The organism is Streptomyces hainanensis, assembly GCF_004348415.1.
GTDB classification, from domain to species: Bacteria; Actinomycetota; Actinomycetes; order Streptomycetales; family Streptomycetaceae; genus Streptomyces; species Streptomyces hainanensis.
In genome coordinates this window covers 1-23706 of record NZ_SMKI01000052.1, presented here as the reverse complement: position 1 = coordinate 23706, position 23706 = coordinate 1, and the positions used below count along the sequence as shown (strand labels likewise).

Sequence of the window (23706 nt, the reverse complement as noted above, 5' to 3'; positions counted from 1 at the left end):
CCCGACTTCTGTTCACCCGCCCCGAGCACCTGTAGTCCAAGGACACCGCCCTGCTTGGCCAGCCTGCTCGGAGATGACTGCACTCACCCGACTCACCGGCGAGTTCGCGGCGCTCCTGACCCCGGCCAAGGCCAACGACGACAAGCTCACCCAGTGGATCACCACGGCCCGCGCCTCCGGACTGCCCCACCTGCACAGCTTCTATAACGGTCTCGAACTCGACCGCGCCGCAGTGATGAGCGCCGGCCTGACCCTTCCGTCGGCAATGCGGGCACCAGGGCGGCCCCGGCGGCGACGATGAAGGAACGCGGCCAGGAGCGGCGTCTCGGACAGGAAGGTAACACCGCAACATCCAAGGGGAGCGTGGCCGTCGCTCCATGGCGGAGGACGGCGGTAGGGAAAAGCTCTCCCGATCGGGCTCCTCCGCGCTGTCAAGTACACGCCGCATTCCGCCTGGCTTCGTCAGGGCTCCCTGTCCGAGGAGGCCGGCGACCAGGGTGCGGGCCCGGTCGGGGCCGACGGTGCGCTCGAACTCTGGTGGGGTGCCGCCGCGGCTCCGCTCGCGGTCGAGGATCGCGGCGAGTTGGGCGTGCCGGTCCGCCACGCACGCGTCGCAGCCCAGGGGGCCGGTGCCGACCGCCGCGCGCATCAGCTTGAGCACGTCGGGGTCGGCCAGGTCGGTGGCGACCTGGCCGACCCACCGCTCCAGATCGCCGCGCAGCGAGCCGGTGTCCGGCACCACGACGTCGCCGCTGAACCGGCTGGTGGCGATGTCGCTCAGCAACTCGGGCACCGACCCCCAGCGCCGGTAGACGGTGGTGCCGTGCACGCCCGCCCGGGCTGCAGGGAAGGTGAGGGGTGGTGTGCATGAAGTGGCGCGTCTGTGCGTCGGGTGCCCTGAGGTTGGTGCCCTGATCTGTGGATCCGCGGGAATACCGGCTTCGACCGGGTAGAGGGCATGAACGGGATCGGATTGACTGCCGTCGCCTTCGAGGAAGACGAGCTGGAGATGGCTGTGACCACGAACCACGAAGCACTCGATGCAGACACAGCGGAAGTCTGTGGCGTGTCGCGGCTTCACTTCGAGCCCCGTAATTTTGCATACGCACGTGCAGGATGCCGTCTACCTCGCTCGATCTCATCACTCGGCAGGGTGAACATCTCTCTCGATTTAGCCCCTATCTCCGGCTTGCTCGGTCTCTCCTCTTGGCGCCTCAAAAGCTTGGCAGTTCCTGGCAGATGACAAGAAATGGTGCATCTGAATGCCAAAAGTGACCTAGCTGGCTCTCGTGTGACGGAAAATGATCAGGCATGATCGAAACGGCTGCGGGGTGTGGGCGATCCTCGTTCCGTCGGAGGTTGCACTAGGCGGGCGGTGTGGTTTGCAGGAAATCTGGGAAGCGCGTGACGCTGTGTGGGTGACGGGGGTACGGTGACGCCGTGCGCATTCGGGCTGACCGTCTGGAGTGCCCGCGCATGCAAGGGCCCCGGGGGGTCTCCAAACCAAGCCCCGGGGCCGTCAATCAAACAAGCACTCGAAAGTGAGTGGACATGTTCGACTGGCACATCCGAGGGGACGGCAAGCAGCTGTCCTCGGCGTGCAAATTCATTCTGCCAGGGTTTCTTCGCTCTCAAACGGGTTCGTTGTCGATCTGGGACATTCGGATCGGGCTGCCGCTCGTGGTGGTGGTTGTCGTCGTGACGAGCATCCCGGGGCTTCCGATTGGTGGCCTCCTCGCAGGAGTTCTGCTCACGTCGCCCCGATGGTCGACGGTGCGGTTCCTGCGGGTGCGGCGCGCTAAGTAGGTCATGGCGCCCGCGCCAGGCCATGTGTTCCCGGTGCGGGCGCGTCGCCGCTCCCTAACTCCTCCCTGACGCATGCCCGTTCGTGGCGCGCGCCTGAGGAGGACGACGATGAAGCCTGGGTGGGGAAGGAAGAACCGGACGTGGAGACACCACTTCTGGCAACGTGCGCGTGGTGCGGCGACGGGTTCGAGCAGCGCACGGGCTCGGGACGCCGCAAGGACTACTGTGGCAAGACCTGCCGCCGCGCGGCGCAACGACAGCGGGAACGCGACAGGCACCTGACCGCGGTTGAGGCACGGCGGCCCGAAGAGTCTGAGGCGCAGGCAGCGGCGACTGCCGTGCGAAGGGTGGGGCGCACCGCGTCGGTGCCGCAGGGGGCGCCAGGTGCGATCCATCGTCAAGGCGGGCGGGAGGGCAGGCTTGCGGCCGCACTCGCTTACCTAGCGCGGTCCAGCGGGGTGAGCACACAGGAGGCTGCTCTTCGCTCCCACCTCGACATCGGGTATATCGAGGGTGCTCTGGCTGGGCGGTGGCCTCTGACTTGGCCTGAGATGTTCATGCTGGCGACGATCTTCGGAGGTCGCCCTGAGGAACTTCGCTGGTTGTGGGAAGAGCAGGGTGCGGTTCATAACGTCCCGCAGGGACCGCATGCTGCTGCTCGGCGACTGCGCCATGCGTTTCTGGGACTTCAACTGGCCGCTGGATCCTCCACGACCCAAGATCTGGCGAAGGCCGCTGGTGTACCGGCTCGCCTCGTCGCCCGGGTTCTTCGGGGCGACATCATCCCGGACTGGGCGACAACAACGCGGATCAGCGAGGGCTTGGGCGAGGCGCCGGCCGCACTTCAGCCTCTGTGGAAGGACCTGGAGCACCATCTGGTCACCCACAGCCTCGAGATCCCCGAGGGTGGGCTTGCCTACTCCCGTTTCTCCAGCCTGTTGCCGGAGGCTTCTCAGGCCAATGGGGGGCGGGAGGCACTGTGATTCCCGGACGTCGCAGCGATTCCCCCGGAACGGCCACAGCCCCGGCATGGACACGTCTGGACTTCCAAGCCTTCCGGGAACTCCATCGCGCCATCTACCTGAGCTATGCACGAGCGCGCATGGGCGATGACGCATCCGCCGGACGTCTCGTCGACGACGCGTTCGCCGAACTGGCCACCATCTGGGCAGAGGTGCTGAGCAGCCCACGGCCGACAGCCGTCGCGTGGGCCACCCTGCGCCGCCACGTTCGTCAACCCCCACAGGACAACCGCGCGCATCAGCCCGCAGGCACGCCTGGGGCTGCGCGCGCCCTACTCGGTCGCGCGGACGCTGTCCTCCTCCACGAGCATCTGGGCCTGTCGCCCCGAGAAGCCGCCGAGGTCATGGGGGTTGACGAGACAGTCCTGCTGCTAGCCCTACGCCGCTAGCAAGATCCACAACTGGTTCACGCGACGGCATCCTCGGGCACGCCGCCGATCAACCATAGTGATCTTGTGACCGGCTTGCTCCCCTGCTACCCCCGCTTGCACCCAATACCCCCTCGATGCTCCCGGGCAACAGCCTGAAATATCAGCTCGCTCTGCCGTAAGGTTCATGTCCCGGAGGGCCTGGAAAACGCACGGGCCCGTGTCGGGTCCCTGGCATGGGGGACAAGCCAAGGGGTGAAACTCATTACGCGCATCGACGTCAAAACGCCCAGCGTCGCACGCATGTACGACTATTTGCTGGGGGGAGTGGAAAACTACGCCTCCGACAGAGCCGCGTGCGCCCAACTCCTCGAACTGGCACCCAGCGCCGCGTCAGTGGTACGCAATAGTCGCGCGTTCTTGCATAGGGCGGTCCGACTGCTGGCCGACGAGTACGGTGTCGACCAGTTCCTGGACTTCGGCTTCGGTGTGCCCACCCGGGAGAACGTTCACGAAATCGCACGAGGATTCCACCCCGACGCCCGCGTCGTATATGTCGACACCGATCCGCTCGCCATCACCCATGGCCGGACCATTCTCGTAGAGGACGAACACACCGCGGTAATCGACGCCGACATCACAGTTATCGACCAACTCCTCGAGCACAAGGACATCCATCGCCTCATCAGCCCACATAGGCCGACCGCCGCGCTCTTCTCCTCCGTGCTCCACTGCGTCCCAGATTCCGGCGACCCACGCCGTCTCATCCAGCGCGTCACCGACCACCTAGCCCCTGGCAGCTTCGTCGTGCTCTCCCACCTCGTCAGCGATCAGCCAGCATTCCGGGACCAGGTGACGGAACTCATGGGCGACCTCACCGCGGGCCAGTGGGGGCGCTGCCGAGCCCCCCACGAGGTTGACGCCTACCTCGCCGGCATGCACCTCCTGCCGCCCGGCCTCGCCGATGTCCGTGACTGGCGCCCTGACAGCCAGCTCTCGCCACGCCAAGACAGTGAGGAGTGGACCAGTTGGGGCGGCGTCGCGCGAGCGTAAGCGCCGTCCCCTCAACCGATATTGGATCAGTCCTGTTCCCGGCTCCGATACTTCGCCAGAGCCCGGTGCAGGAGGTCCTGGCTCTCCTGCCACCCCTCAGCGACCTGATTGACACGATCCAACACGATCCGGTACCGCTCAAACTCCGCGGCGCTCGTCACGTAGGTTGCCTTGCCCAGCAACTCCACGTACACGACTTGCGTGGGACCGCCGTCGCCGAAATGTAGGCGCGTGATGGGGTAGCACGGAACCCTGCACGCGCCCTTCTCGAACCCGACAACTCGCACATGGACCCGAGGGAGTTGGGACACTTGGAGCAAGTGCTCCAACTGCTCACACATGACCTCCGCGCCACCCACTGGCCGGTGGAGAATGCTCTCGTCCAGCAGTGCCATCACGACCGGCCGTTGCGGGGAGCTGAGGAGACCCTGCCGGGTCAACCGAAGCGTCACTCGCCGTTCAATGTCTGCAGCACTCTTACCAGGCAGGGCCGTACGGATCACGGCCCGAGCGTAGTTGGCTGTCTGCAGCAGGCCTGGAACAACGTGATTCTCGTAGGTGTAGATGCCAAGCGCAGAACCCTCAAGGCCTATCAGCCGACGAAGATAGCCCGGCATGACGTCGCGGAACTCGTCCCACCACGGACTCTCCTGGGCCTGACGCAAGAGTGTGCGAATCTCTTGCGCGGGCCCTTCCGGGATCTTGAAGAAGGCGATGAGGTCCTCAACATCCCGCTCCTTTGGCGGTGAGACCCCTCGTTCCAAGCGGCTGACCTTTGCCGCTGACCCGCGGATGGGTTCGGCCACATCCTTGAGCGCTAGTCCCCGCTCCCTTCTCAAGTCGCGCAAATACTGGCCCAACACTCGAGCCGCCGCCTCCGGCTTACCTCGACGAGACATTGGGATGACCGAAGCCAGCGACGGCTGCCGGCCAGGACCGCTAGCGGACATGCAACCCTCCACAGAAACCTGGATGGGGCTTGCCAGTATCCCTGATCCAGGCCCGCATGTCCGCCAAACGGCCAACTGTGCGAGCGCAGCTCAGACAGTCAGATAATCGAATTCGCCCAACTTGGCGCCGGCCACGAACGCCGCCATCTCCTCACGGGTGTAGACCAGCGCGGGCCCCTCCGGAAACCGCGAGTTGCGCACCACCACGCCACCACCGGGGAGTGCGGCAACCTCCACACAGTTACCCTCCCCCATGCTGGCGCTGCTCTTCACCCACTCAACGTCTTCAAGGAGGCTCGCCGTCGAGCCATTTTCGAACATCATGACGGACGCTTTCCCTTCGTGTTCGAATCCTCCACCGGGGACCCGGCAGGCGCAGATTCGGCGAACACATGACGCCAGCCCGAGCGATGCCATGAAATTGCACGGCTGGCTTGATGAGAGATATGTAACCTATGCAGCCCGCTCTAATGTCCCTCACACGGGTGATATCAACCAGCCCGAGCGGTGCGGTATGCCCCTGCACGGTGAGGCCTCGGAGTCGTTCGTATGGGCTGATCGCCCGCACCGTCATCGGCCCGCCGATGGACTGCAGGTATTCGATCCATGCCAGCCCGTCTGCGAGGGGATCGCTGGTCGGGTCGGACCACGGCCGCGGGGCGGTGGGCATGTTCGCTGCCGGCACGCTGAAGTCGGCCTCCAGGTGGAGACCGTTCTCGCCGACCAGGGTGAATCGCCCATCGGTGAGCAGGTCGCCGGCGGCCAGCTCCATGCGGTTGCGGATCGACTCCACGTGCCGCTCGACGTCGTCGTACAGCAACTCCACGAACTCGGTGGAGTCGGCGCCCCGGGCGGTGTCGAGCAGGATCTGCTCCAGCTCGCCGACGAACAGCTTCTGGCCGAGCGGGGGCAGCATCCCTTCGGTGATGATGCGTTCGGCCTGGCGCGTGGCCACTGCCGTCTGGGAGTCCCAGGCCCGGAACTTCGCCGCGTTCACGCGCCGCTTGCTGGAGCGGATGCGGAAGCGCACCGAGTTCAGCGTCCGCTCGGGCATGACCGTCTGGGTGAGCTCGAAGTCCGCCGGTGTTGGTATGGCGCGGGCGAAGGCGTTGAGGTCCGTCGCGTTGACGTCGTTGAGCAGGGTGTCCAGCATCGGAACTCTCCCTTCTCTCTTAGGCGAAGTGGATCTGTGCGGTCTGTTCGGTGATGGCTGCGGGGTTGAGGCCGCCCGGGATGCGGGCCGCGATCGCCGTGCCGTGCCACAGCAGCGCCCCGCCGACTCGTGTCGATGTGGTGGCGAACACCGTCTCGGCCAGGAGCAGGCCGGCGAAGACCTGGCGGCCGTCGGTGGCCTCGGGGTTTCACCGGCCATACAGGCCACTGCCGCTCACCCTGGCGAGCGGGATGCCGGAGAACATCAGGGAGCGGCCGGGCAGGGTGGGGGAGGGGCCGTAGTGCACTCCGGCACTCAGCAGAGGGACGTCGATGGTGATGCTGATCGGCGCGTCCAGGCCGTGACGGCTGGCCAGCCATGGCCGGTCTGCGGTCGCCGTCTCGCTGGTACGGGTGAGGCTCAGGTCCAAGACCTACTCCCAAGTGCGGAGGATGCAGAGGGCAGCTCGGCGCCCGGGGTGACGAAGCGTGCTGTCCGCGGGAGGCAGGCGCGGTCCTGGACTCGGGCTCGTGCCCGGGAAGAACGCAAGGGGGGTCAGCTGGTCGACGCCGGGAGGTGGCCGCGGCGCCTGGCCATGGCGAGCCCGCCGGCACCAGGTGTCTCGGCCGGACCCGCCGGCCGAGGCGGCACCGCGCCGGCCGGGCCGCCAGCCGGTGCGGGGGGCGGCGTCGACGGCTGGGCGAAGAAGCCCGGCCGGCGCCGCTTGATCTCGTCGGCCGCGCGGGCGACCGCTTCCTCATCGGCCTCCGGACCGACCGCGCCGTCCAGGAGAACGGCGGCGTCGTCCAGGTCGTCGCCGGCGGCACCGAGGTCGGCGAGGACAGCTCGGCGTGCGACCTGCCGCTCCCGTTCAGCCAGGGCCGCTTCCCGTTGGACGAGGCTGGCCTCCCGTTGACCGGCCTCCCGCTCGCGCCGCTCCAGATCGGTGAGCTGCGGGCCGGCAGCCGGCGCCGGGGGCGAGGTCTTCGTCTGGAGGGCTTCCTGGAGCGAGGTGACGGTGTCGAATCCGAGCTGGACGAGGAGGTCCCGTACCCCGGCGCGGCGACCCTGGTCCTTCTCGCTCGTGCAGCGGCGGGAGAACTGCTCCTGGGTCATCGAGATCACGGGGGTGTCCTCGACCGCCGGCACGGGCACCGGTGTCGCTGCCGGCGGGGCGGGGTGATCCTGGGAGCCGCCGGCGATCGGCCAGATCGGCCGCCCGTCACGACGGAAGCCGAGCGGGCCCGGCGACGACAGCAGTGGCGTGATGGGAGACAACTCCACCTCTCAGCACCCCCGCGCCGCCGCAAGCTCACCGTTCCGCGGGGACGTTCGTGAGGTGGCCTCTCTTCGGTACGGCCGGAACGCCCGGGGCGAGACTTCAATCCTAGGCTGCGTGGGCTGCTTGCCCCTGTGCTGCCTGAATCCGGGCGATCTCCTTCGAGGCGTCATCTATGGGGTAGCCCGCGTCCATCAGCATGCGCACGGAGGTGTCGAGGGAGAACACGCCGGCTCGGTAGCCGTTGACGACTTCATCCAGGATGGCTGCGCGGTCGGCGAGCGAGTGAGCCGACCGTGTCAACGTGGCCACATGAGTAGGGCCGGGTCCCCAACCGTCGGCCTGGCCGGCTTGGAAGAGGCGCTGCACCATCCGGAGCATCAGCCGGTACTTGTGCTCGCGAGCCAGCCGCATCTGCGCCAGCAGAGCATCAAGCGGGGCCAGCGACAGCTTGAGCGTGTAGCCGGACGGCACCTGCGAAGCATCGAGGATGCCCAACCCGGCGGCGGTGATACGAGAGTTGGATGCGATCCGGTCCAACAGGTGCTCGACGCGAGTCCGAAGTTCCGCGAGCTGCGAGGAGGTGTCGAGCGCGTCCATGCGCCCGCTCTCACCGAGTTGCCACACGGCACCAGCCTGTACCCGCATCTTCTCCGGGTGGCCGGTAGCGTGGTTCGTCGGGAGCCGTGCACCGGCCAAGCCGATGATCGGCGCTCCTGTCGTGGCCGATGCCGCCGCGGAGTCCGAATCGGTGGCCGCGAGTTCGTCAAGGCCCTGGAGGACTTTGGCCAGCACCGGCTGTCCCCAGTGTTCGCCGCTCGCTGGGACCGTGTTCGTCAGATGAACGATGGGGACGAAGTCGATCACCAGGTCAAGACGCTTGAGAACCTGGCCGTCCGCTCGCACGCGGTACTGCGCCCGGTTCGGCGGAAGGCCGTCGATGCTCTGGCCGGCCTTCACATCCTCAAGTAGCCACTCAGCATCCGTGAAGTAGCAGGTCTCCGGAGACGGGCGGTCGGGATTACAGGGATAGGTCCGGAGGACTTGCTCACCCCCGGCACCTTCGATCGGCCCGAGTTCGTAGGTGAGACGACGCACCCGCGCCTTCAGACCGCGAGCAGGATCCTCAGGAAGCTCCCACGCGAGATGGACACGACGAGGGAACTCCTCGTCTTCGTCGTCCTCCCACACCGGGAAGAAGAAGCCGGGGTCGACACTCCTCACCCGCGGCCGCGCCTTCTGCGGATCCCACGACAACAGCAGCACGCCGTCACCCAGCAGCACGGTGGTTCGCTCAACCTGCTGCAACTTGAAGAGCAGCAACTCCCGTTCGGCCCAATGCCGTAGCCGCGCCTGAAGATCGGCTGCGGCCGCGATCTCCGGTGCCGCCTCCCTGCCGTCGGCACGCTCGGCGCCCGGCACGACGATCCGCTGCTCGGATCCCAGCACGTAGGTCAGTGCCGTCTCGACGAGCTTGGCCGCGTCCCCGAACTCCCGCCTCTCCGAGGCTTCGTCGTCGCCAGCTAGGGCCGAAAGCTGTCCCGCCTGATTGTTGTCGTACGCCGCCAGCACCCGGTAGCTGGCCAGACGCCGCAGATCCTCCTCCGGCACCCACGACGCCGCCACCCCGCGACGACGACGAAGATCGTCCATCACCGGCTTGTACGACAACCACGACCACGCATCGATGACGAACTCACGAAGGCCCACAGCATCCCGGCACTCTCACCCCGCGCCAGCGCAAGCCTATGCGCGCATCCGGAACGTTGCTCGTCAGGGGCGGCGATCGAGCTGGCCGAGCTGGAGTACGAAGGGCTGGACGGTTGGGTCCCTGCGTCGGCTGGCCAACTCGGTGCGTAGCTCGGAGAACAGTCCGATGATGCGAGCCGAGGTGATGTCGGGGAGGCGGCTCAGGGCCCGTTGTCCGCTGTCGACGGCTTGATCGAGGTCTCCGATGCGTGCTTGGGCGAGGGCGAGCCAGGCGCCGTGCCGTACGGAGGAGCGCCGGCTTTCTGGGGCGTTGTCGTGCGCTCGTGGGCTCAGCAACGGTTCGGCCTCGGCGACAAGTCGTCGTTGGCGCACGGATACGCCGATCCGGTGGGCGAGGTCGACGAGGCCGCGGCCGGCGATGGCATCCAGCTCGGTGGCGGTGACGTAGGAGGCCCAGACTGGCGGGGGCTCGGCGGCAGACGTGGCGTTGTCGAGGAGAGCCAGCGTCTCGTCACGGGCGCGACGGAAGCCCGCGAGATCACCCGCGGCGGCGTAGGCCAGCCCGCTGCGTGCGTGAACCAATGCTCGGACGGTTGCCGGGGTGGCGGAGGCTGTCTCCTGAGCGGCCGCTGCCAGCTGCATCGACTCCGCCGTCAACCCCAACGTCGCAGCTTGCGTGGTCATAAGGCCGAGTACGCTCGCCATCAGGGCACGGTTGTCGCTGGCATGGGCGACACGCAGAGCAATCAGGTACCAGCGTTGCGCCTCCGGATCCTGCCTGGCCTCGTGCGCCATCCAGCCAGCCGTCTGCGCCAACCGGGCGCAGGCAGTTGCCAGGCGACGACCCGTGGCCGTGTCGTACCGATCGCGCTGCAGCATGCGAGCGACCACGGTGAACTGGTCGATGACAAAGCCACGAGCGGCAGCGCCCTCCTGGTCATCGAGACTCTGCGCGCGGGCCGCGGTGTCTTCGACCAGAGCGACGAGCGGTTCGTCAACACGGCCCCCAGCTCCGGCAGCGAAGAGCAGGGGATGAGGCTGATCCAACAACCTCCACACGGGAGTGGTGAGAGCCGCGCCGGTCACGGCAGTGAACCCGCGCCGCGTCAGCATCTCGACCGCCCACTGTTTCGGAAGCTCGTTCCTCCAGGGTAGATCGGCAGCGCGATCGATGGTCATCTGCTGTTGCGGGAGAGCCGGGTGGTCGACGCCAGCGACGACACGCGCGGGTGCCGTGTCGACCGAGAAACCGAGTTCGGCGAGCGGCACGCCGAAGTAGACGGCGAGGAGCTTCCGCGTCTCGGCACGCGGCGTGGCTTCACCGGCCTCCCACTTGCGGTACTGCCGAGCACTTACCGTGATCTGCGGCGAGAAGCCCCGATCATCGAGCTGGTGTCCCAGTTGAGTGAGTTCTCGGGCGATGTCTTCCTGAGTCAGGCGACGATGTTCCCGAGCACCCTGCAGGGCGTGGTTGGGCTGTGGAGTGTTCGCCATCGGCGTCTCTACTTTCTATTCCTTCCCTCAGCTCAAGACGGTAGCCCTACTGTCGCAGAAACGGCAGCAGATGAAGGGAGCCGGAATGGATCCGGAGGTCGAGGCATACGGGGCACTGATCGTGGACTGGGATGGCAGCATGGTGGACTCGCAGGGCCTCAACTACCGCTCCCTGGCAACCGTCCTATCCCGCCGCCACGGCATCACCCTGCGGAGAGAGTGGTACCAGCAGCGGGTCGGTACCTCCGGCGATGAACTGCTCGCCGAACTGGGGCTGGAGTCAGCCCACCACCGACCGGTGCTGACCGACTGGGGTGAGCTGATCATCCAGGAGGCGGCGACGCTGCGCCCTTTCCCTGTGGTGCTCGGATGGGTTGAGCGCGCCCGGGCGGCCGGCGTTCCTCGGGCGATAGCCTCGGGCGGAGGCGCGGCGGTTGTGCGCGTGGGGCTCGCTGCGACTGGTCTCGTCGTACTGTTCAACGAGGTGGTGACCCGTGAAGCCGTGCTGCGGGGGAAGCCGGCACCCGACTTGTTCCTGGCAGCCTCAGACCGGCTCGGCGTCGCACCTGAACGCTGCCTGGTCATCGAGGACGCCGACGAGGGACTTGCGGCGGCGGCTGCGGCCGGCATGGCCGCGGTGGACGTGCGGTCCTTCGTGGTCTCCGAGTTCATGTCGTGAGGGCACGGATCTCCTCACCAAAATCGCGGACGCTCGGCAGCGCCGGGTAGGCGGACACCAGCGACTTGCCCAGCTGCCGGGCTCGGTCGTGGATGGACTGGACTATCCGATCGCCGTCGAGCGCCTGGTGCGCGACGACGAGTGCCGCGTCCGGGTCGCCGAGCGCCGCCTGGCTCAGCGCGAGGTCGAGCCGTGCGATGGCCAGACGGGTGGGCGCCTTGTTCGGCTCGGGGGCTGCCTCGTACAACTCGATGGCGTGCTCGGCAGCATGTCGGGCGCGGTGATGTTCGCCCAGCCAGCCGTAGGAACTCGCGTCGTAGGAGTAGATGCGCACCGCGTCGACGGACCACAATCCGGCTCCGTGCAACGGGATGTGCTCGCGGTAGCCGTGTGCACGGCGCGCGGTTTCGGCGAACGCCTCCTTGTTGCCCAGCCGTGCTTGGGCGCGGGCAAGTTGGGCTGAAAGACGAACGACGGCATTGCCGTTGCGCGGTGCGACGGCCAGCCCGCGAGTGGCCGCTGTCAGTGCGTCCAGGGGCCGCCCGGAGTAGAACGCGTCGGTGCACCGCACGTCCTCGGCCCAGGCACAGACCTCTGGAGAGTCGGCCTGGTGCCCGTGCTCCCAGGCGTCGTCGCACAGTGGGCCAACGAGGTCGGCACGTCCAAGGTCGTGCGCGAGCCATGCGAGCACGACAGAGAGCATGCCGGCTTGGTGCGCAAGTTGCCGTCCTTGCAGCAAGGTATGCCGCGTTTCGAGGAGTTGCGCGGCACGCTCCCGGTGTCGACCGGTGATCGACCACAGTTCAGAAGGGGAGTGCGCGGGATAGGTGGCTCCAAGTTGGTGCACTGCCAGTTCTAGTTCCTCCACGGATGCGTTGGTCACGTCGGTCGCGGCGGTACGACTGGTATAGGCGCGAATAGCTTCGACGCTGTCAGCGGAAACGAGGGCCGACAGAGCCGCGCCGCCGACGAGCGCGACGAGAGAGCGACGGTTCGTGGGATCACCTGCCTCGGGAGGCGCCACCGCGGTGGTGGTCGCGTGGGGTACGTCTTGGGAGCCTTCCCTCTCATCGAGTCGTACCCGATCTGCGACCCCGCCAGCGGTCTCCTCGGGGTCGCGCCGCTGGCGGTCACCCGTTGAGGCCCCACGCACGAACCCTAGCTCCCCGAGCGGCACTCCAAAGAACTTCTCCAGGACGATCCGAGTGGGAGGCCGGGGAAAGGCCGGCAGCGGCCCTTCCCACTTGCGATACTGCCGAGGGCTGACTCCGATCCGCTCACCGAGAACTCCCTCAGCATGCAGTTGTTCGGCGAACGTAGTCAGGTCCGACGCCATCTCCTCCTGCGTTCTATTCAGCAGCTTCCGCGCGCTGCGAAGCTGCTCGTTCTGCTGCCTGGCCACTTGTTCACCACCTGAGATGCCGTTGCCCTGAGTCACCCTCGCCAAGGTGAACTTACTCGCGCTGACGCGTCGCTGCGGGCTCACGAGGGTTGGAAAGGGCCGGTGAAAAGGCCGGTGAAAAGGCCGGTGCACAACAGGGCCGGTGGAAGGGCCACCGAAAGGACCTGGCAGCGGCGTCGTGCACCGGATTCACTCAGTGCGGACGAGGAGCACGACGACCCATCGAGCTCGCTCCTCCACCGCAATGTGCTGGCCCACCGTGTGCCTACATCCGCGAGAACCGAGGCGATGGCGATGCTTGTGACACCCCCGCAGCTCCCCTTCACCCCTGAAGCTGCCGTGCTGCCGATAGCCCGTGCCGATCGCAGCGGGAACTACGCCGTGGCCTCCTTGCCCGCACGACCGGACAGCGGAACTGCTGCGCGAGCGATGGTTCGCCAGGCCCTCGAAGATTGGGGGCTGTACCGATCCGTGGCGGATGTGGAGCTGGTGGTCGCCGAGCTGGTCGCGAACGCCGTGACGCATGGGACGCGAGGACGCTCTGCGGGGACCACGGTGGTCGTGGAGGCACGACGACGCGGCCGGTCGCTTCGCGTGGCGGTGACCGACGACAGGCCGGACGTTGCGCCCGTGATGCGCGCGGCCGGCGTGGAGGAGGAATCCGGGCGCGGGCTGCGGCTCGTGGATGATGTCAGCAGCGCGTGGGGCTGGGAGCCGGTATCGCGCGGCAGATGTAAACAGGTGTGGGCGGAGTTCGAGTTCGACACTTCGTCGTAGGACGGCCGTTGAGGCGTCCTGGATCGACGCGTCCCGGTCCGCCCTCCCCCCAGGTGCCTCAACGGCTTCTTCATCATGGCCCGTCTTCGATCGGGCCGTTCATGACCACTCACGCGGCCCGGGTGCACAGATCTGCTGCGGCGTGAGTGAATCCCGCCCCCTGCCGAGGTGGGTGAGCCCTCGGCGGGGGAGCGGGACCCCACCCCTGAAGCTCCTCGCTTGCTCCACCAGCTTTTTCCTGGCCTCTCTATCCGACATCCGGAGAACGGCATGACTTCCCCTGACGAGAACGACCTCGGCGGCCCTGCGGCCGATGCCGTGCGCGCGGCGAGCTACGAGCGGCTGGCGGTGGTGGCGGCGTTGTTGTACCGGCAGGTGGGTGGGCTGCCGCCCGTCGGCCTGGAGATGGGGGAGCTGGTCGCGGCGAGCGGGATGCCGGATCTGGCCGCGGGTGCAGTCGAGGACCTGGTGGTGTGCGGCTTGCTTCGCCGGCGGGAGCTGGTGGGTGGTTCCGTTCTCTACCGCATGGACTGTGCCGCCCGTGAGCACGCGGCTGGGCTGGCGGAGGTGCTGGATCCTGCGGGGGAGCGGGTGGCGGTGGGCCGGCGGTGGGTGGAGTACCTGCTCGCCGGCGCGCTCGCGGCCAGGGCGGTGCTGACGCCCAGCGCCCCGCCCGAGCGGGTGCTCCTCCGGCATCCGCTGCCGGGGCCGAGGGTGGTCTTCGACGGCGCCGTTGGGGCGCTGGCGTGGCTGGCGTCCCATCAGGACAGCGTGGCCGCGGCCGTTCCTTTCGCGCGGGAGTTGGGCTGGAACGACGTGGCGTGGCGGTTGCTGGTCGCGGCTTGGCCGGTGGCGCAGCGGCGGCGGAATCACGCGTTCTGGCTGCCGCTCCTCGTGGACCACGGGCTTCCAGCCGCCGGGTGCGCCGGTGACGACCAGGCGGAGCGGTACCTGCTCAGTCTCATCGGTGAGGGGTGGCTGCACGAGGATCAGCCGGCGGAGGCGCTGGCGTGTTTCGAGGACATGCTCGCCGGCGCCCGCCAGCAGTTGGACGAACGGGACGTCGCCGTGGCCCTGCTGGGACTCGGGCAGGTGCAACTGCAAGTGGGGCGCCAGCGTCCTGCGATGTCCTCCCTTCGCCGGGCAGCGGACATCTTCGGGAGCCTGGGGGAGCGGCACGGGCTGGGCCGGAGCCTGATCCTGCTCGGCGGTCTCGCGGCCACCTTCGGCGAGCCCGAGGAGGATGTGCAGCTGCTGTCCCGGGCGGTCGACCTCCTGGGGGAGTGCCGAGAGGTCTACGACATGGCGCGGGCCCGTGCTCACCTCGGGCTGGCACGTGCCCGTCGCGGTGCTCACGTCGCGGCGTCGACCGCGCTGTTGCAGGCGCGGGCCGAGTTCGCCGCCTCGGGGGCGTTGTGGTGGGAGGCCCGCTCGGTGGAGTGGCTCGCCGCGGCCAGCCGACGCCAGCTCGGCAACGATGGAACGCGGCATCTGCGGAACGAGGCCGTCCTGCTGTACGCCTTGGCCGGCAGTCCGGATGCCGCGCGGCTGCGTGCGATGGACGCGAGGCGCGACGCCCTGACGCCGTGATTTCCCCGGGCCGTGCCCTTCCGCCTCGAAGCGACGGTACGCCCGAACCCGGACCACACACCTTCTTCCACTTTTCTCATAGTTACTGATGTTTTAGGAGTTTGCTCAATATGTGTGCGTATTTCAGTGCGGTCGGCGACCTGGAGAGGCGACCTTCGCCGACGCGTCCGTTCGGGTTGGATGCCCTGACGCTGGACGCGTGCGTCGATGCGCTGCCGCTGACCGGCGTCGCCTCGGTCGATCCGGACACCCAGCTGTCGACGATCGACGGCCGCGTGTGCCTGGAGTTGCCGGACGTGTGGCGGGCGACGGCGTCGACGGACACCAGCGCGTCGCCCCGGGACGGCATGGAAGACGAAGACGAAGACAGCCGGCGCTCCTGATGAACACCGCGACCGTACCCATCCAGCGCACGGCTCCTCGCCTCCTGGTGATCACCGCCGCGTTGGACCCCACCGCAGACCTGGTGCTGCGCGAACTCAACCATCGCGGCGTCGCCTTCCTGCGCGTCGACCTGGCCGACTTCCCCCGCCGCCTTCGGCTCACGACACAGCTGCGCCCGGATGGAAGCTGGGGTGGATCCCTGACCGATGGCCGGCGCGAGATCGACCTCGCCGAGCTGCGAGCGATCTGGTGGCGCAAGCCCGGCAGCTTCGGGTTCACCGAGGGGATGAGCGCGCCGGAACGCGGCTGGGCCGACAAGCAGGCGCGAGCCGGGTTCCTGGGCACGTTGAACTCCCTACCGCAGGTGGTGTGGATCAACCGGCCGGAGCACAACGCGCGGTGCGACAAGCCACGGCAACTGGCCGCAGCCGCCCGGCTCGGTTTCGCGGTGCCCGACACCGTGATCACCACCGACCCCGGCGAGGCCGCCGCGTTCGCCGAGCGACACCGTGGGCTGGTCGTCACCAAGACCCTCGGCGGCATCGTCTACGAGGAAGACGGCCAGCGCGGTGGTCTCTACACCTACCCGATACCGCAGGGGCGCGCGGACGATGACCGTATCGCGCTGACCGCCCACCTCTTTCAACAGCGGATCGTCGACAAGGAATTCGAGATCCGCGTGACCGTGGTGGGGGATCGGGTCTTTCCGGTGGAAGTCCATGCACCGGAGGGGGCCGGGCGGGTGGACTGGCGTCGCGACACACCCAACTTGACGTATCGCAGCACGGTGTTGCCCTCGCCGATGAGCGAGCGGATCCTGATGCTGACGCGCCGCTTCGCTCTCAAGTTCGCCGCGCTTGACTTCATCGTGGATTCACGTGGCACCCATTATCTGGTCGACGTCAACCCCAATGGCCAATGGTCCTGGATCCCGGAGTTTCGCCAGCGAGTTCCACAAGCTCTGGCTGACCTGTTGGAACAGGAATCACAGGGAGCGTGGCGCCGAAGCCACGTTCCGCGTGCGCGCCACCTGGCGATCGTGGGCCGTGATCCACTTCCCACCTCGCCGTTCGGGGACGGTGCGATGTGAGCACGACGGTGGTGCGCCGCCCAGCGCATGCCAACGCCGTGGTGCTGGCTCACGGCTACACCGGGCGTGACGTCGCGAGGATCGCCTCCTTCGCGGTGCGGCAGGCCAGGAGCGAGCTCTTCGACAGCGGCCAGCAATATGACGTGGCATGGTCAGCCATTGCCGAGGCCCTGTGGAACTGCACCGAACCTCCTGACGCGAAGACCCTGTACAGGGCGGGGATACGGGCCATCCACGACGAGGGACGGTCCCTTGCCCGGGGGCGAGGCGTCTGGCAGAAGGACGCGCCGATCAAGCGATTCGACACCTACTGGCGGACCGTTGAGCGGCAACCGCGTGAAGAGCACCCGGTGGTTGAGCGGATCGCCGCCATCCAGGTCTACGACGGCCTGCCCGACATCCATCAGTGGACGCTGTGGGCGCTCACCGTTGCGGACGATGAAGACGGCGCTGCCGCGCGGAGTTGGGCATCACTCCCGGCGCATTTCATCGACGGTTGCGGAAAGCCCGCAGAGCTGCGCAAGGCTTGTGGTTTTCACCGGATCGACCGCCGCGCAATCTCTTGTGGCGTCGGGGACGCCCCTTGAAGGTCGGCGGTATGTGCGCCAAAGAGCTGCACGAGATGACGGGGGAGAACGTCGGTTTTCAACGCCCCCGCATTGGTGAGAGCCAGCGGTATTGCCGCGCGTGCTCGCGCGAGCGGAAACAACGCGAGCGGCAAGCCGCGAGGGCGTCAGCAATCTCGTAGCACCCATTTACCGGACTTAGGGGAGGAGGACGTCATGGTGCCGTTACCGGTGTCGGAAAGCCTCGATGCCGACACGTCTGCCCCACTGGGCGCCTTCGCACAGGACGGCGGCGGGAGTATTAGGTCGGTTCACCCTCTGGATTTCAACCGCTTGGTGGTCCGGTCTAGATGGGAACGCCGATGCGGGATGTCCTCGGCCAGGGGCGAACTGTCGCTGGCCCGAGGGATGCCGCAGGTTCCACCGGTGCTGGCCCTGCGGCGCGGGGGCTTCGTGCCTGAAGGCCGGTACCCGGGCGACCCTCATCTTCCGTGGCCGGCTCGGTGCGCGGATTGTCTGCTGCCGCAGGAGGTGTCCCTGCACTGGGTCGCGAGGGGAACGCGCTGTTCTCACGGTCCGCAGCTGAAGGGGCAGTTGGAGGCGGCTCGGGTGGCGCTGCGGCGCGACGTCAGAGTCCTGAGGGCGATGGGGCTGTTGCTGGCGGCCCGGTACGAGCCTCGCGTCCCGTACCCGGGATCCCAGACGGGCTGGCCGGTGGTGTGCATCGACTGCGGTGAGCCGCGGCGCCCGAGACTGCAGGAATTCCAGCGGGGTAGGCGGTGCAGCCACCCACGCACCGCGGTGACCCCGGGGCGCGCGGCCGCCGAGATGGCGGCAGTGGGCCTGGAGCCGCTGGAGCTCTATCCAGGTTACGCGGGCAGGCCTTGGTGGGTGTGGTGCCCCGAGTGCCACAGGCCCCGTCATATCGAGCTGTGGCGCGTTCGCGGGGGCTGGCGCTGCCCCCATACCCGCGTGAGCTTGTGGCGCGTACTGCCTCCCGCCGTTGTCGAGCAGATCCGCGCGAAATCGTCTCCAACGCCGCTTGGGAGTGTGTGATGACCGTTCTTGACCACGTGTACCAGCAGCTTTCTGCCGACGCCCGCCGGGTCTACCAGGTCCTCGGGGCGCTGCCTTCCCTGCCGAGCGTCGGCGTGGCGGAGGTCGCGGCCGCGGCGACCATGCCGCTGGCAGCGACGAGCGAAGCTCTTCAAGACCTTGCTCGCTGCGGGCTCGTCGAGCGGCACGAGCCGGACGCCGACTCCGATCACGTCGACACCGAGGACGGGTGCGACGGTCACGGCACCCGTGAGCGGTTTCGCGTGCCGGCAGGCGTCCTCGAGCACGCCATCGGTCAGGCCGAGTCGCTGGGGGAGCGGGACCGGGCGTCCGTACTGCGATGTTGGGTCAACCATCTGCTGTCCACGGCTTCCCGCGCTGGTGCCCTGGCGGCTCCGGACCACCACAGCCCGGGGCACGACCAAGCCCTTCAGCCGGATGCGCCGGACGCGTTGGTGTCGTTCAGCGAGCCGGGGCGGGCGTGGGTGTGGTTGGAGGACCACTTTCCGATCCTGGTGGCCGCTGCCCGCACCGCGCATTGGAACTCCTGGTGGGACCTGGCGTGGCGCATCGTCGCGTGTCTGTCGCCGCTGGAGCGGCGGCTGGAGCGCGACGAGTTGTGGGGGAAGCTGTGCCTGGACGTGGCGGCGCAGGCCGCCCGCTCGGCCGGCGATCAGCAGGTCGCCCGGCTGATGGTGATCTCTGGCACCGACGCGCTGCGTCGCCTCGGCCGCTACGACGACGTTCGCGTGCACCTGTATCGGGTGCTGTACCAGGCCCGCACCGACAAGGACCGCGCCGGTGAGGCAGCTGCTCTGCAGGGGCTCGGTGACGTGGCGCGGGTCACCGGGCTGGTGGGCGAGGCCGAGGCACTGCACCGCAAGGCTCTCGCGCTCCGCGAGGAGGCCGGCGAGGAGGTGGCCGCGGCGATCAGCAGGATCCGGCTGGGTGAACTCGCCAGACTCAGGAGCGAGACCCCGGCCGCCCACGACCTCCTCACCGGGGCCCGTACGGAACTGGTTGCGGCGAACAGCCCTCACGAGGCGGCACGGGCGCTGGCCTTCCTGGCCCGCACCCACCACCAGGCCGGCGAACACGACCAGGCCCAGGCTCTTCTCCGGCACGCTGCGGGTGAGTTCGCCGGCTGCGGGAGCGTGCTGTGGCAGGCCCGTGCCCTGGAGTGGTCCGGCGAGTTCGACCAGGAGTACGGCGACCACGACGCGGCGCGCGCCTCCTACCGCGAGGCCCTGGCGGTGTATGACCGGCGCTCCCCGCTTGAGGCCGTGCGCATCATCCGCGTGCTGCGCGAACTCGACCGCCCCACCGCACCGGGCGCACAGGTGGCGGAGTCGTGACCCCCGTCGTGCCGCGTCCGGAACCCCTGGGGCCACCCGGGAGCGTGGGCATCCCGTTCGTGACCACCTGGAGCGGGGAACTGCCCAGTCTCTTCTCCGAGTTGGTCGCCCGTCCGGGGGGCCGGGGCCTTGGCTACTGCCACGAGCGGCCCGGCGATCGCGACGAGCACGGTGTGCTGTGGGCGCGGACCGAGGGTGCCTGGGGCGATGGCGAACCGCGCCTGGCGGATCAGCATCCGCTGCGGCAGCGGCAGGCCATGACCCACATGTGCTGCCAGATCTGCGCCGGCCCGGCCAGCCGCACTGAGCGCGGGTGGCTCTTCCTCGCCGGCCAGCGACCCGACGGCGCCCGGCCCGCCGTCCGGCAGCTGGAGGCCGCCCACGTCATGAACCCGCCGGTCTGCTTGCCCTGTGCCGCTGTGGCAGCACGCCGCTGCCCGCACCTGCGGCCACGCCCCGTCGCCTTCCGGGCGAGGTGGGTGAAGGCGCTGGGCGTGCAGGGCGTCCTCTACGGGCCGACTCCCTTCGGGCTGGTGGTGGACCCGCGCGTCGAGGCCCTTCCGTACACCAGCCGCTTCGTGGCCTGGATGCACGCCTCACAGCTCGTCGTCGAGGTCCGCCGAGTGACCCTGATCGACCTCCAACACGAACTCGCTCACCCCAGGCCCGCCTCGGCGCCCTGAGGTCCTGGCCTCGCTGCTGGGCCGCGCTTCTCGGACCACCAGCCCCCACATGTCTTACAAGTTCACTTTCATTTAAGGAAGTTACGTTTCGTGACAGCGATATCGGTGTCGTCGCACAGCACAGCACATCCCCTGCCGGCGCGAACGGCCTACGGGTACGTCGCCCTGGCCGCCGTGCTCTCAGCAGGTCCTTCCATGTGGGGCTCGGCGGTGAAGTTCGCCGCCGCTCACGACCTCCTGCAACCGAACTCGTGGACCGAGGGGACGCGCGACGCGATATCCATCCTGGCCATCGTCTTCTCCGCCGGTTGCGCATTGAAATGGTGGAAGGCGCGGACTCGTCCGGGCCGCGTCCGCCAGCAGTGCGTCAACGCGGTGGTCTTGATGGTGACCGTGGAGTGCTGCCTCGCTGTCTCTGGCTGGCCGCGGGACACGCCGACGACAGCTGGTGAGGGGAAGCTGCTGACGATCGGCCTGCTGCTGTGGTTCGCCCGGGAACTGCTGCTGCGGCACGGCGTCGCGCCGAGCGTCACCGGTCTGGGGTTCGGACCAGCGACCGTGGAACGGCACACAGTAGCGGGCGTGCTCGCCGGCGGTGTCACGCTCATCGCCCTGATCCTGACCTGCACCCAGATCAGGATCTTCCTGTTCGAGCACTTCCCCGTCTACGGCCCTGGCCTGAGCGGGCCCGGGAACCTCTTCGAAGAGGTGGCGCGGTATGCCTGGACGAGCGTCGTCGAGGAACTGCTGCTGACCGCGGTGGTGGTGACGCTGCTGGTTGCCGCCCGGCGCCCCGCCTGGGAATGGCTTCTCGTGGCGGCGGTGCTGCGGTTCCTTCCCCACCTCTACCTGGGCCTGTCGGGGATGGACACCCTGCTGCTGGGCGCCGGAGCGGCGTGGATCTTCTACCGCTACCGCGACGTGCTGCCCCTGATCGTGGCCCACTTCCTCTACAACACCGTGATCCTCGACTTCACCGCGCAGCTGCCGCAGCGGTGGGCGGCCGTCGTCCTCGCCTGGGTCGCCGCCGGCGTCGTGACCGTCGTCGCGGTGGTCAGTCCGGGCTCGGCTCCTTCGCCGCGTCGTCACCCGGCGAAACCCACCCCGCGCCACTAGCAGGCGCCCGCCTCGTGTCGGCCGGCCGCGTGAGCGGCCGGCCCCGAACGTCGATCTTCGCCGGCACTGGAGAGAAGCCCACCGGATGAACGAGACCTTCGCCATCGAGATCCAAGCGGCCACAGGTCGTTGGCAGACCACCTGCCAGATCACCGACCGCCCCGGCGCGCAGGTGTGGCGCGTCACCCTGATCAACGGCATCCAGGTCGCCGTCAAGATCACCACCGGCGCGGAAAACGCGGGGCGGATGGCGGCTCGCGAAGCTGCGGTGATCCGAGCGGCCGGGCCGACCGCAGGTCGGGTCCTCGCCACGGGAACGGTGCCAGGGGTCGTTTCGTGGCTGGTGACGCCGTGGTGGCACGGACCCACGCTGGCCGACCAGATCGTCCGCTTGCGTGCCCGAGGCGTCGACGCGAGGGCGCGCAGCAGCATTGCCCTGCTCGCCGCCCAGGCGGCCGGCGCGCTGGCCGCACTGCACGAGGCCGGCTGGTCCCACGGCGCCGTACGCGCCGAACACTTCATCCACACCCCGCACGGCGTGCGGCTGGTCGACCTCGGCTCGGCACGTGGCCCGGCCGACAGCCTCCCGCCCGAACTCGACTTCCCTCCTACCGGCACACTGGTCGGCCTCGATATCGCGGAGATCTCCCGCCGGCTCACGGCGGGCACGCTCGCCACGCCCAGCACCGAGGCCGACGTGTACACCTTCGCCAGCGTGGTGTGGAACAGCTGCACAGGCACCTGGCCGGTCGACCACCACCCGGAAGCCGGGAACGACGGCGAGGATTCAGCGCCGGCCTGGGCCACAGCACCCTCCGGCTGGCGGGCGTTCAAGGTGCTGCTGAAGCCCGCGCTCGCCTCCCAGCCCATCCTCCGCCCCACCGCGGCCGCCCTCTCAAGCGCACTCTCCCTTCTCGCGGCCCTCGAAGCCGCCAAGACGTCCTGCTGACGGTCACCCCCGCCCCAGCCGCGCCGGGCACCCGCCCGCACCGTCGATCCGGCACGCCGAACGAAAGCACCGTGATGACCACCTCTCTTGACGACCGACGACAACGGCACGACCACGCGATGCAGCAAGCCTTCGCCTGGCCGGCAGGCGCGCCCTGGATCCGCGCCGCCATCGCCGCCACCTCGCGCGACCAGTACACCCCCGACCGGATCTGGACGCTGGAAGGCGACCAGTTCGTGCCCATAGACCGCGGCCGGGACCCGGAACGGTGGGCGTCCCTCGTCTACGCCAGCCCCGAGACCTCCACCATCACGCAGGTAGCCGACAGCGTCACGACCAGCAACCTGATCGCCACCGCGGTCGTCGCCGACATGCTCGACCACCTCGACCTCGAACCCGGCCACCGCGTCTTAGAACTCGGCACCGGCACGGGATGGTTGACCGCGCTGATGACCCGCCGCACCGGCGCCAACCGCGTGATCACCCTGGAGATCGACCCCGAACTCGCCACCGGCACCCGCGAACGCCTCCACCACCACGGTGTCCACGCCCGGGTCGAGAACACCGACGGCCTCGCCGGCTGGCCCGCTGGCGCGCCCTACGACCGCGTCGTCGCCACCTTCGAACCGCGTGGCATCCCGTGGGCCTGGGGGGAACAGACCCGGCCCGGAGGGCTGATCGTCAGCCCCTGGCGACGCGGCCTCGTTCCCCTCATCGTCGACGACGAGGGCATCTCGGCGAGCGGACGGGTCCAGCAGGCCACGCAGTTCATCCCCGCCCGCGACACCCTGCCGGCGGCACGAGCCATGCCGCGGACTTGGCAGCAGATCCGCAGCCGCACCAACACCGCCCACCAGCAGCGGGTCATCGACCGCGACCTCACCCAACTCCAGCGCAGCGAACACCTGTTGTGGGCGCTGTCCGTCCTGCTCCCCGACGTGTGGGTGCTGGCCCACACCACCATCCGCGGCCTGGTCGTCACCCTTCACGACGGCGATGCCTCATGGGCGCTGCTCAACGCCCCGCCCACCGGCGGGCCGTCTGTTGCGTTCGAGGGCGGCCCGCGCCGGCTCGCCGACGAACTCGAAGAGGCGTGGGACGCGTGGCTGAGCGTGGGTTCCCCCACCATCTACTCCTTCGGCGTCACCGTCACCGCCGGTCGGCAGTGGGCCTGGCAGGACAACCCCACGAACGGCCCCTGGGACCCCCGCTGACCACCCACAC

The 23706-nt window shown here is 68.5% G+C and carries 24 protein-coding genes and 2 pseudogenes; 16 read left to right on the top strand and 10 right to left on the bottom strand.

Annotation, left to right across the window (positions count from 1 at the left end; translation table 11 throughout):
• Positions 1-259 (top strand): annotated as a pseudogene (locus E1283_RS07220) (ISL3 family transposase); the annotation flags it as partial.
• 258 nt (positions 260-517) lie between these two features.
• Here E1283_RS07220 and E1283_RS39670 read toward each other — a convergent pair.
• Positions 518-709 (bottom strand): annotated as a pseudogene (locus E1283_RS39670) (TetR family transcriptional regulator); the annotation flags it as partial.
• Between E1283_RS39670 and E1283_RS39665 the strand changes: the two are divergent.
• From E1283_RS39665 to E1283_RS07200, 4 genes are all read left to right on the top strand, one after another.
• Positions 630-812: a hypothetical protein gene (locus tag E1283_RS39665; protein ID WP_341829913.1), complete on the top strand. Its 183-nt coding sequence runs from the start codon at positions 630-632 to the stop codon at positions 810-812. The pseudogene E1283_RS39670 and the gene E1283_RS39665 sit on opposite strands and share 80 nt — an antisense overlap.
• A gap of 739 nt (positions 813-1551) precedes the next feature.
• Positions 1552-1806, top strand: coding sequence for a hypothetical protein (locus E1283_RS07210; protein WP_132817059.1), 255 nt, complete (start codon positions 1552-1554; stop codon positions 1804-1806).
• Positions 1807-2363: 557 nt separating this feature from the next.
• Positions 2364-2789, top strand: coding sequence for a hypothetical protein (locus tag E1283_RS07205; RefSeq protein ID WP_132817058.1), 426 nt, complete (start codon positions 2364-2366; stop codon positions 2787-2789).
• Positions 2790-3451: 662 nt separating this feature from the next.
• Positions 3452-4249, top strand: a complete 798-nt coding sequence (locus tag E1283_RS07200) for an SAM-dependent methyltransferase (RefSeq protein ID WP_279571242.1) — start codon at positions 3452-3454, stop codon at positions 4247-4249.
• Positions 4250-4275: 26 nt separating this feature from the next.
• Here the strand turns inward: E1283_RS07200 and E1283_RS07195 are convergent, their stop codons facing one another.
• The 8 genes from E1283_RS07195 to E1283_RS07165 form a co-directional block, all read right to left on the bottom strand.
• Complete coding sequence (locus E1283_RS07195; protein ID WP_165956044.1) at positions 4276-5148, bottom strand: helix-turn-helix domain-containing protein; 873 nt, start codon at positions 5146-5148, stop codon at positions 4276-4278.
• A gap of 141 nt (positions 5149-5289) precedes the next feature.
• Positions 5290-5523, bottom strand: coding sequence for a DUF397 domain-containing protein (locus E1283_RS07190; protein WP_132817055.1), 234 nt, complete (start codon positions 5521-5523; stop codon positions 5290-5292).
• Positions 5486-6352 (bottom strand): major capsid protein, encoded by an 867-nt coding sequence (locus E1283_RS07185; RefSeq protein WP_165956043.1) that lies wholly within the window; start codon positions 6350-6352, stop codon positions 5486-5488. The genes E1283_RS07190 and E1283_RS07185 overlap by 38 nt, the downstream gene beginning before the upstream one ends.
• Positions 6353-6371: 19 nt before the next feature.
• On the bottom strand, positions 6372-6503 hold the full coding sequence (locus E1283_RS39410) for a hypothetical protein (protein WP_279571241.1): 132 nt from the start codon (positions 6501-6503) through the stop codon (positions 6372-6374).
• Between the two features lie 57 nt (positions 6504-6560).
• Positions 6561-6782: a hypothetical protein gene (locus E1283_RS07180; RefSeq protein ID WP_132817053.1), complete on the bottom strand. Its 222-nt coding sequence runs from the start codon at positions 6780-6782 to the stop codon at positions 6561-6563.
• 125 nt (positions 6783-6907) lie between these two features.
• Positions 6908-7636, bottom strand: coding sequence for a hypothetical protein (locus E1283_RS07175; protein ID WP_132817052.1), 729 nt, complete (start codon positions 7634-7636; stop codon positions 6908-6910).
• A 103-nt stretch (positions 7637-7739) separates the two neighbouring features.
• Complete coding sequence (locus E1283_RS07170; RefSeq protein ID WP_132817051.1) at positions 7740-9284, bottom strand: hypothetical protein; 1545 nt, start codon at positions 9282-9284, stop codon at positions 7740-7742.
• A gap of 120 nt (positions 9285-9404) precedes the next feature.
• The gene (locus E1283_RS07165) at positions 9405-10835 is read right to left on the bottom strand and encodes a helix-turn-helix domain-containing protein (RefSeq protein WP_132817050.1); all 1431 of its coding nucleotides are present in this window, start codon (positions 10833-10835) and stop codon (positions 9405-9407) included.
• Here E1283_RS07165 and E1283_RS07160 point away from each other — a divergent pair.
• Positions 10825-11514, top strand: coding sequence for an HAD family hydrolase (locus tag E1283_RS07160; RefSeq protein WP_132817049.1), 690 nt, complete (start codon positions 10825-10827; stop codon positions 11512-11514). The two genes, E1283_RS07165 and E1283_RS07160, sit on opposite strands and share 11 nt — an antisense overlap.
• Here E1283_RS07160 and E1283_RS07155 read toward each other — a convergent pair.
• On the bottom strand, positions 11504-12952 hold the full coding sequence (locus tag E1283_RS07155; RefSeq protein WP_132817048.1) for a helix-turn-helix transcriptional regulator: 1449 nt from the start codon (positions 12950-12952) through the stop codon (positions 11504-11506). The genes E1283_RS07160 and E1283_RS07155 overlap by 11 nt on opposite strands.
• 252 nt (positions 12953-13204) lie before the next feature.
• Between E1283_RS07155 and E1283_RS07150 the strand changes: the two genes are divergently transcribed.
• The 10 genes from E1283_RS07150 (at position 13205) to E1283_RS07105 (ending at position 23696) form a co-directional block, all read left to right on the top strand.
• Positions 13205-13693, top strand: a complete 489-nt coding sequence (locus E1283_RS07150) for an ATP-binding protein (RefSeq protein ID WP_132817047.1) — start codon at positions 13205-13207, stop codon at positions 13691-13693.
• A 270-nt stretch (positions 13694-13963) separates the two neighbouring features.
• Positions 13964-15283 (top strand): hypothetical protein, encoded by a 1320-nt coding sequence (locus E1283_RS07145; RefSeq protein ID WP_132817046.1) that lies wholly within the window; start codon positions 13964-13966, stop codon positions 15281-15283.
• 110 nt (positions 15284-15393) lie between these two features.
• Positions 15394-15666: a hypothetical protein gene (locus tag E1283_RS07140; RefSeq protein ID WP_132817045.1), complete on the top strand. Its 273-nt coding sequence runs from the start codon at positions 15394-15396 to the stop codon at positions 15664-15666.
• Positions 15666-16757, top strand: coding sequence for an MvdC/MvdD family ATP grasp protein (locus E1283_RS07135; protein ID WP_132817044.1), 1092 nt, complete (start codon positions 15666-15668; stop codon positions 16755-16757). Before E1283_RS07140 ends, E1283_RS07135 begins: the two co-directional genes overlap by 1 nt.
• Positions 16754-17344, top strand: a complete 591-nt coding sequence (locus E1283_RS07130) for a hypothetical protein (RefSeq protein ID WP_132817043.1) — start codon at positions 16754-16756, stop codon at positions 17342-17344. The genes E1283_RS07135 and E1283_RS07130 overlap by 4 nt, the downstream gene beginning before the upstream one ends.
• A gap of 959 nt (positions 17345-18303) precedes the next feature.
• Positions 18304-19734: a helix-turn-helix domain-containing protein gene (locus E1283_RS07125; protein WP_132817042.1), complete on the top strand. Its 1431-nt coding sequence runs from the start codon at positions 18304-18306 to the stop codon at positions 19732-19734.
• Entirely contained in the window at positions 19731-20417 is a 687-nt protein-coding gene (locus tag E1283_RS37080; RefSeq protein WP_165956042.1) for a hypothetical protein, read from the top strand. Before E1283_RS07125 ends, E1283_RS37080 begins: the two co-directional genes overlap by 4 nt.
• A 384-nt stretch (positions 20418-20801) precedes the next feature.
• Positions 20802-21533 (top strand): CPBP family intramembrane glutamic endopeptidase, encoded by a 732-nt coding sequence (locus E1283_RS07115; protein ID WP_165956041.1) that lies wholly within the window; start codon positions 20802-20804, stop codon positions 21531-21533.
• 85 nt (positions 21534-21618) lie between these two features.
• Positions 21619-22482 (top strand): hypothetical protein, encoded by an 864-nt coding sequence (locus E1283_RS07110; protein ID WP_132817040.1) that lies wholly within the window; start codon positions 21619-21621, stop codon positions 22480-22482.
• A 74-nt stretch (positions 22483-22556) separates the two neighbouring features.
• Entirely contained in the window at positions 22557-23696 is a 1140-nt protein-coding gene (locus E1283_RS07105) for an rRNA adenine N-6-methyltransferase family protein (protein WP_132817039.1), read from the top strand.
• Positions 23697-23706: the final 10 nt, after the last annotated feature.

Bases quoted from the DNA above. Each gene is read 5' to 3' on its own strand.
- E1283_RS07210 (WP_132817059.1), top strand. From the start codon at position 1,552: ATGTTCGACTGGCACATCCGAGGGGACGGCAAGCAGCTGTCCTCGGCG.
- E1283_RS07205 (WP_132817058.1), top strand. From the start codon at position 2,364: ATGCTGGCGACGATCTTCGGAGGTCGCCCTGAGGAACTTCGCTGGTTG.
- E1283_RS07195 (WP_165956044.1), bottom strand. From the start codon at position 5,148: ATGTCTCGTCGAGGTAAGCCGGAGGCGGCGGCTCGAGTGTTGGGCCAG.
- E1283_RS07190 (WP_132817055.1), bottom strand. From the start codon at position 5,523: ATGATGTTCGAAAATGGCTCGACGGCGAGCCTCCTTGAAGACGTTGAG.
- E1283_RS07185 (WP_165956043.1), bottom strand. From the start codon at position 6,352: ATGCTGGACACCCTGCTCAACGACGTCAACGCGACGGACCTCAACGCC.
- E1283_RS07170 (WP_132817051.1), bottom strand. From the start codon at position 9,284: ATGGACGATCTTCGTCGTCGTCGCGGGGTGGCGGCGTCGTGGGTGCCG.
- E1283_RS07165 (WP_132817050.1), bottom strand. From the start codon at position 10,835: ATGGCGAACACTCCACAGCCCAACCACGCCCTGCAGGGTGCTCGGGAA.
- E1283_RS07150 (WP_132817047.1), top strand. From the start codon at position 13,205: ATGGCGATGCTTGTGACACCCCCGCAGCTCCCCTTCACCCCTGAAGCT.
- E1283_RS07145 (WP_132817046.1), top strand. From the start codon at position 13,964: ATGACTTCCCCTGACGAGAACGACCTCGGCGGCCCTGCGGCCGATGCC.
- E1283_RS07140 (WP_132817045.1), top strand. From the start codon at position 15,394: ATGTGTGCGTATTTCAGTGCGGTCGGCGACCTGGAGAGGCGACCTTCG.
- E1283_RS07135 (WP_132817044.1), top strand. From the start codon at position 15,666: ATGAACACCGCGACCGTACCCATCCAGCGCACGGCTCCTCGCCTCCTG.
- E1283_RS07115 (WP_165956041.1), top strand. From the start codon at position 20,802: ATGGTGACCGTGGAGTGCTGCCTCGCTGTCTCTGGCTGGCCGCGGGAC.
- E1283_RS07110 (WP_132817040.1), top strand. From the start codon at position 21,619: ATGAACGAGACCTTCGCCATCGAGATCCAAGCGGCCACAGGTCGTTGG.
- E1283_RS07105 (WP_132817039.1), top strand. From the start codon at position 22,557: ATGACCACCTCTCTTGACGACCGACGACAACGGCACGACCACGCGATG.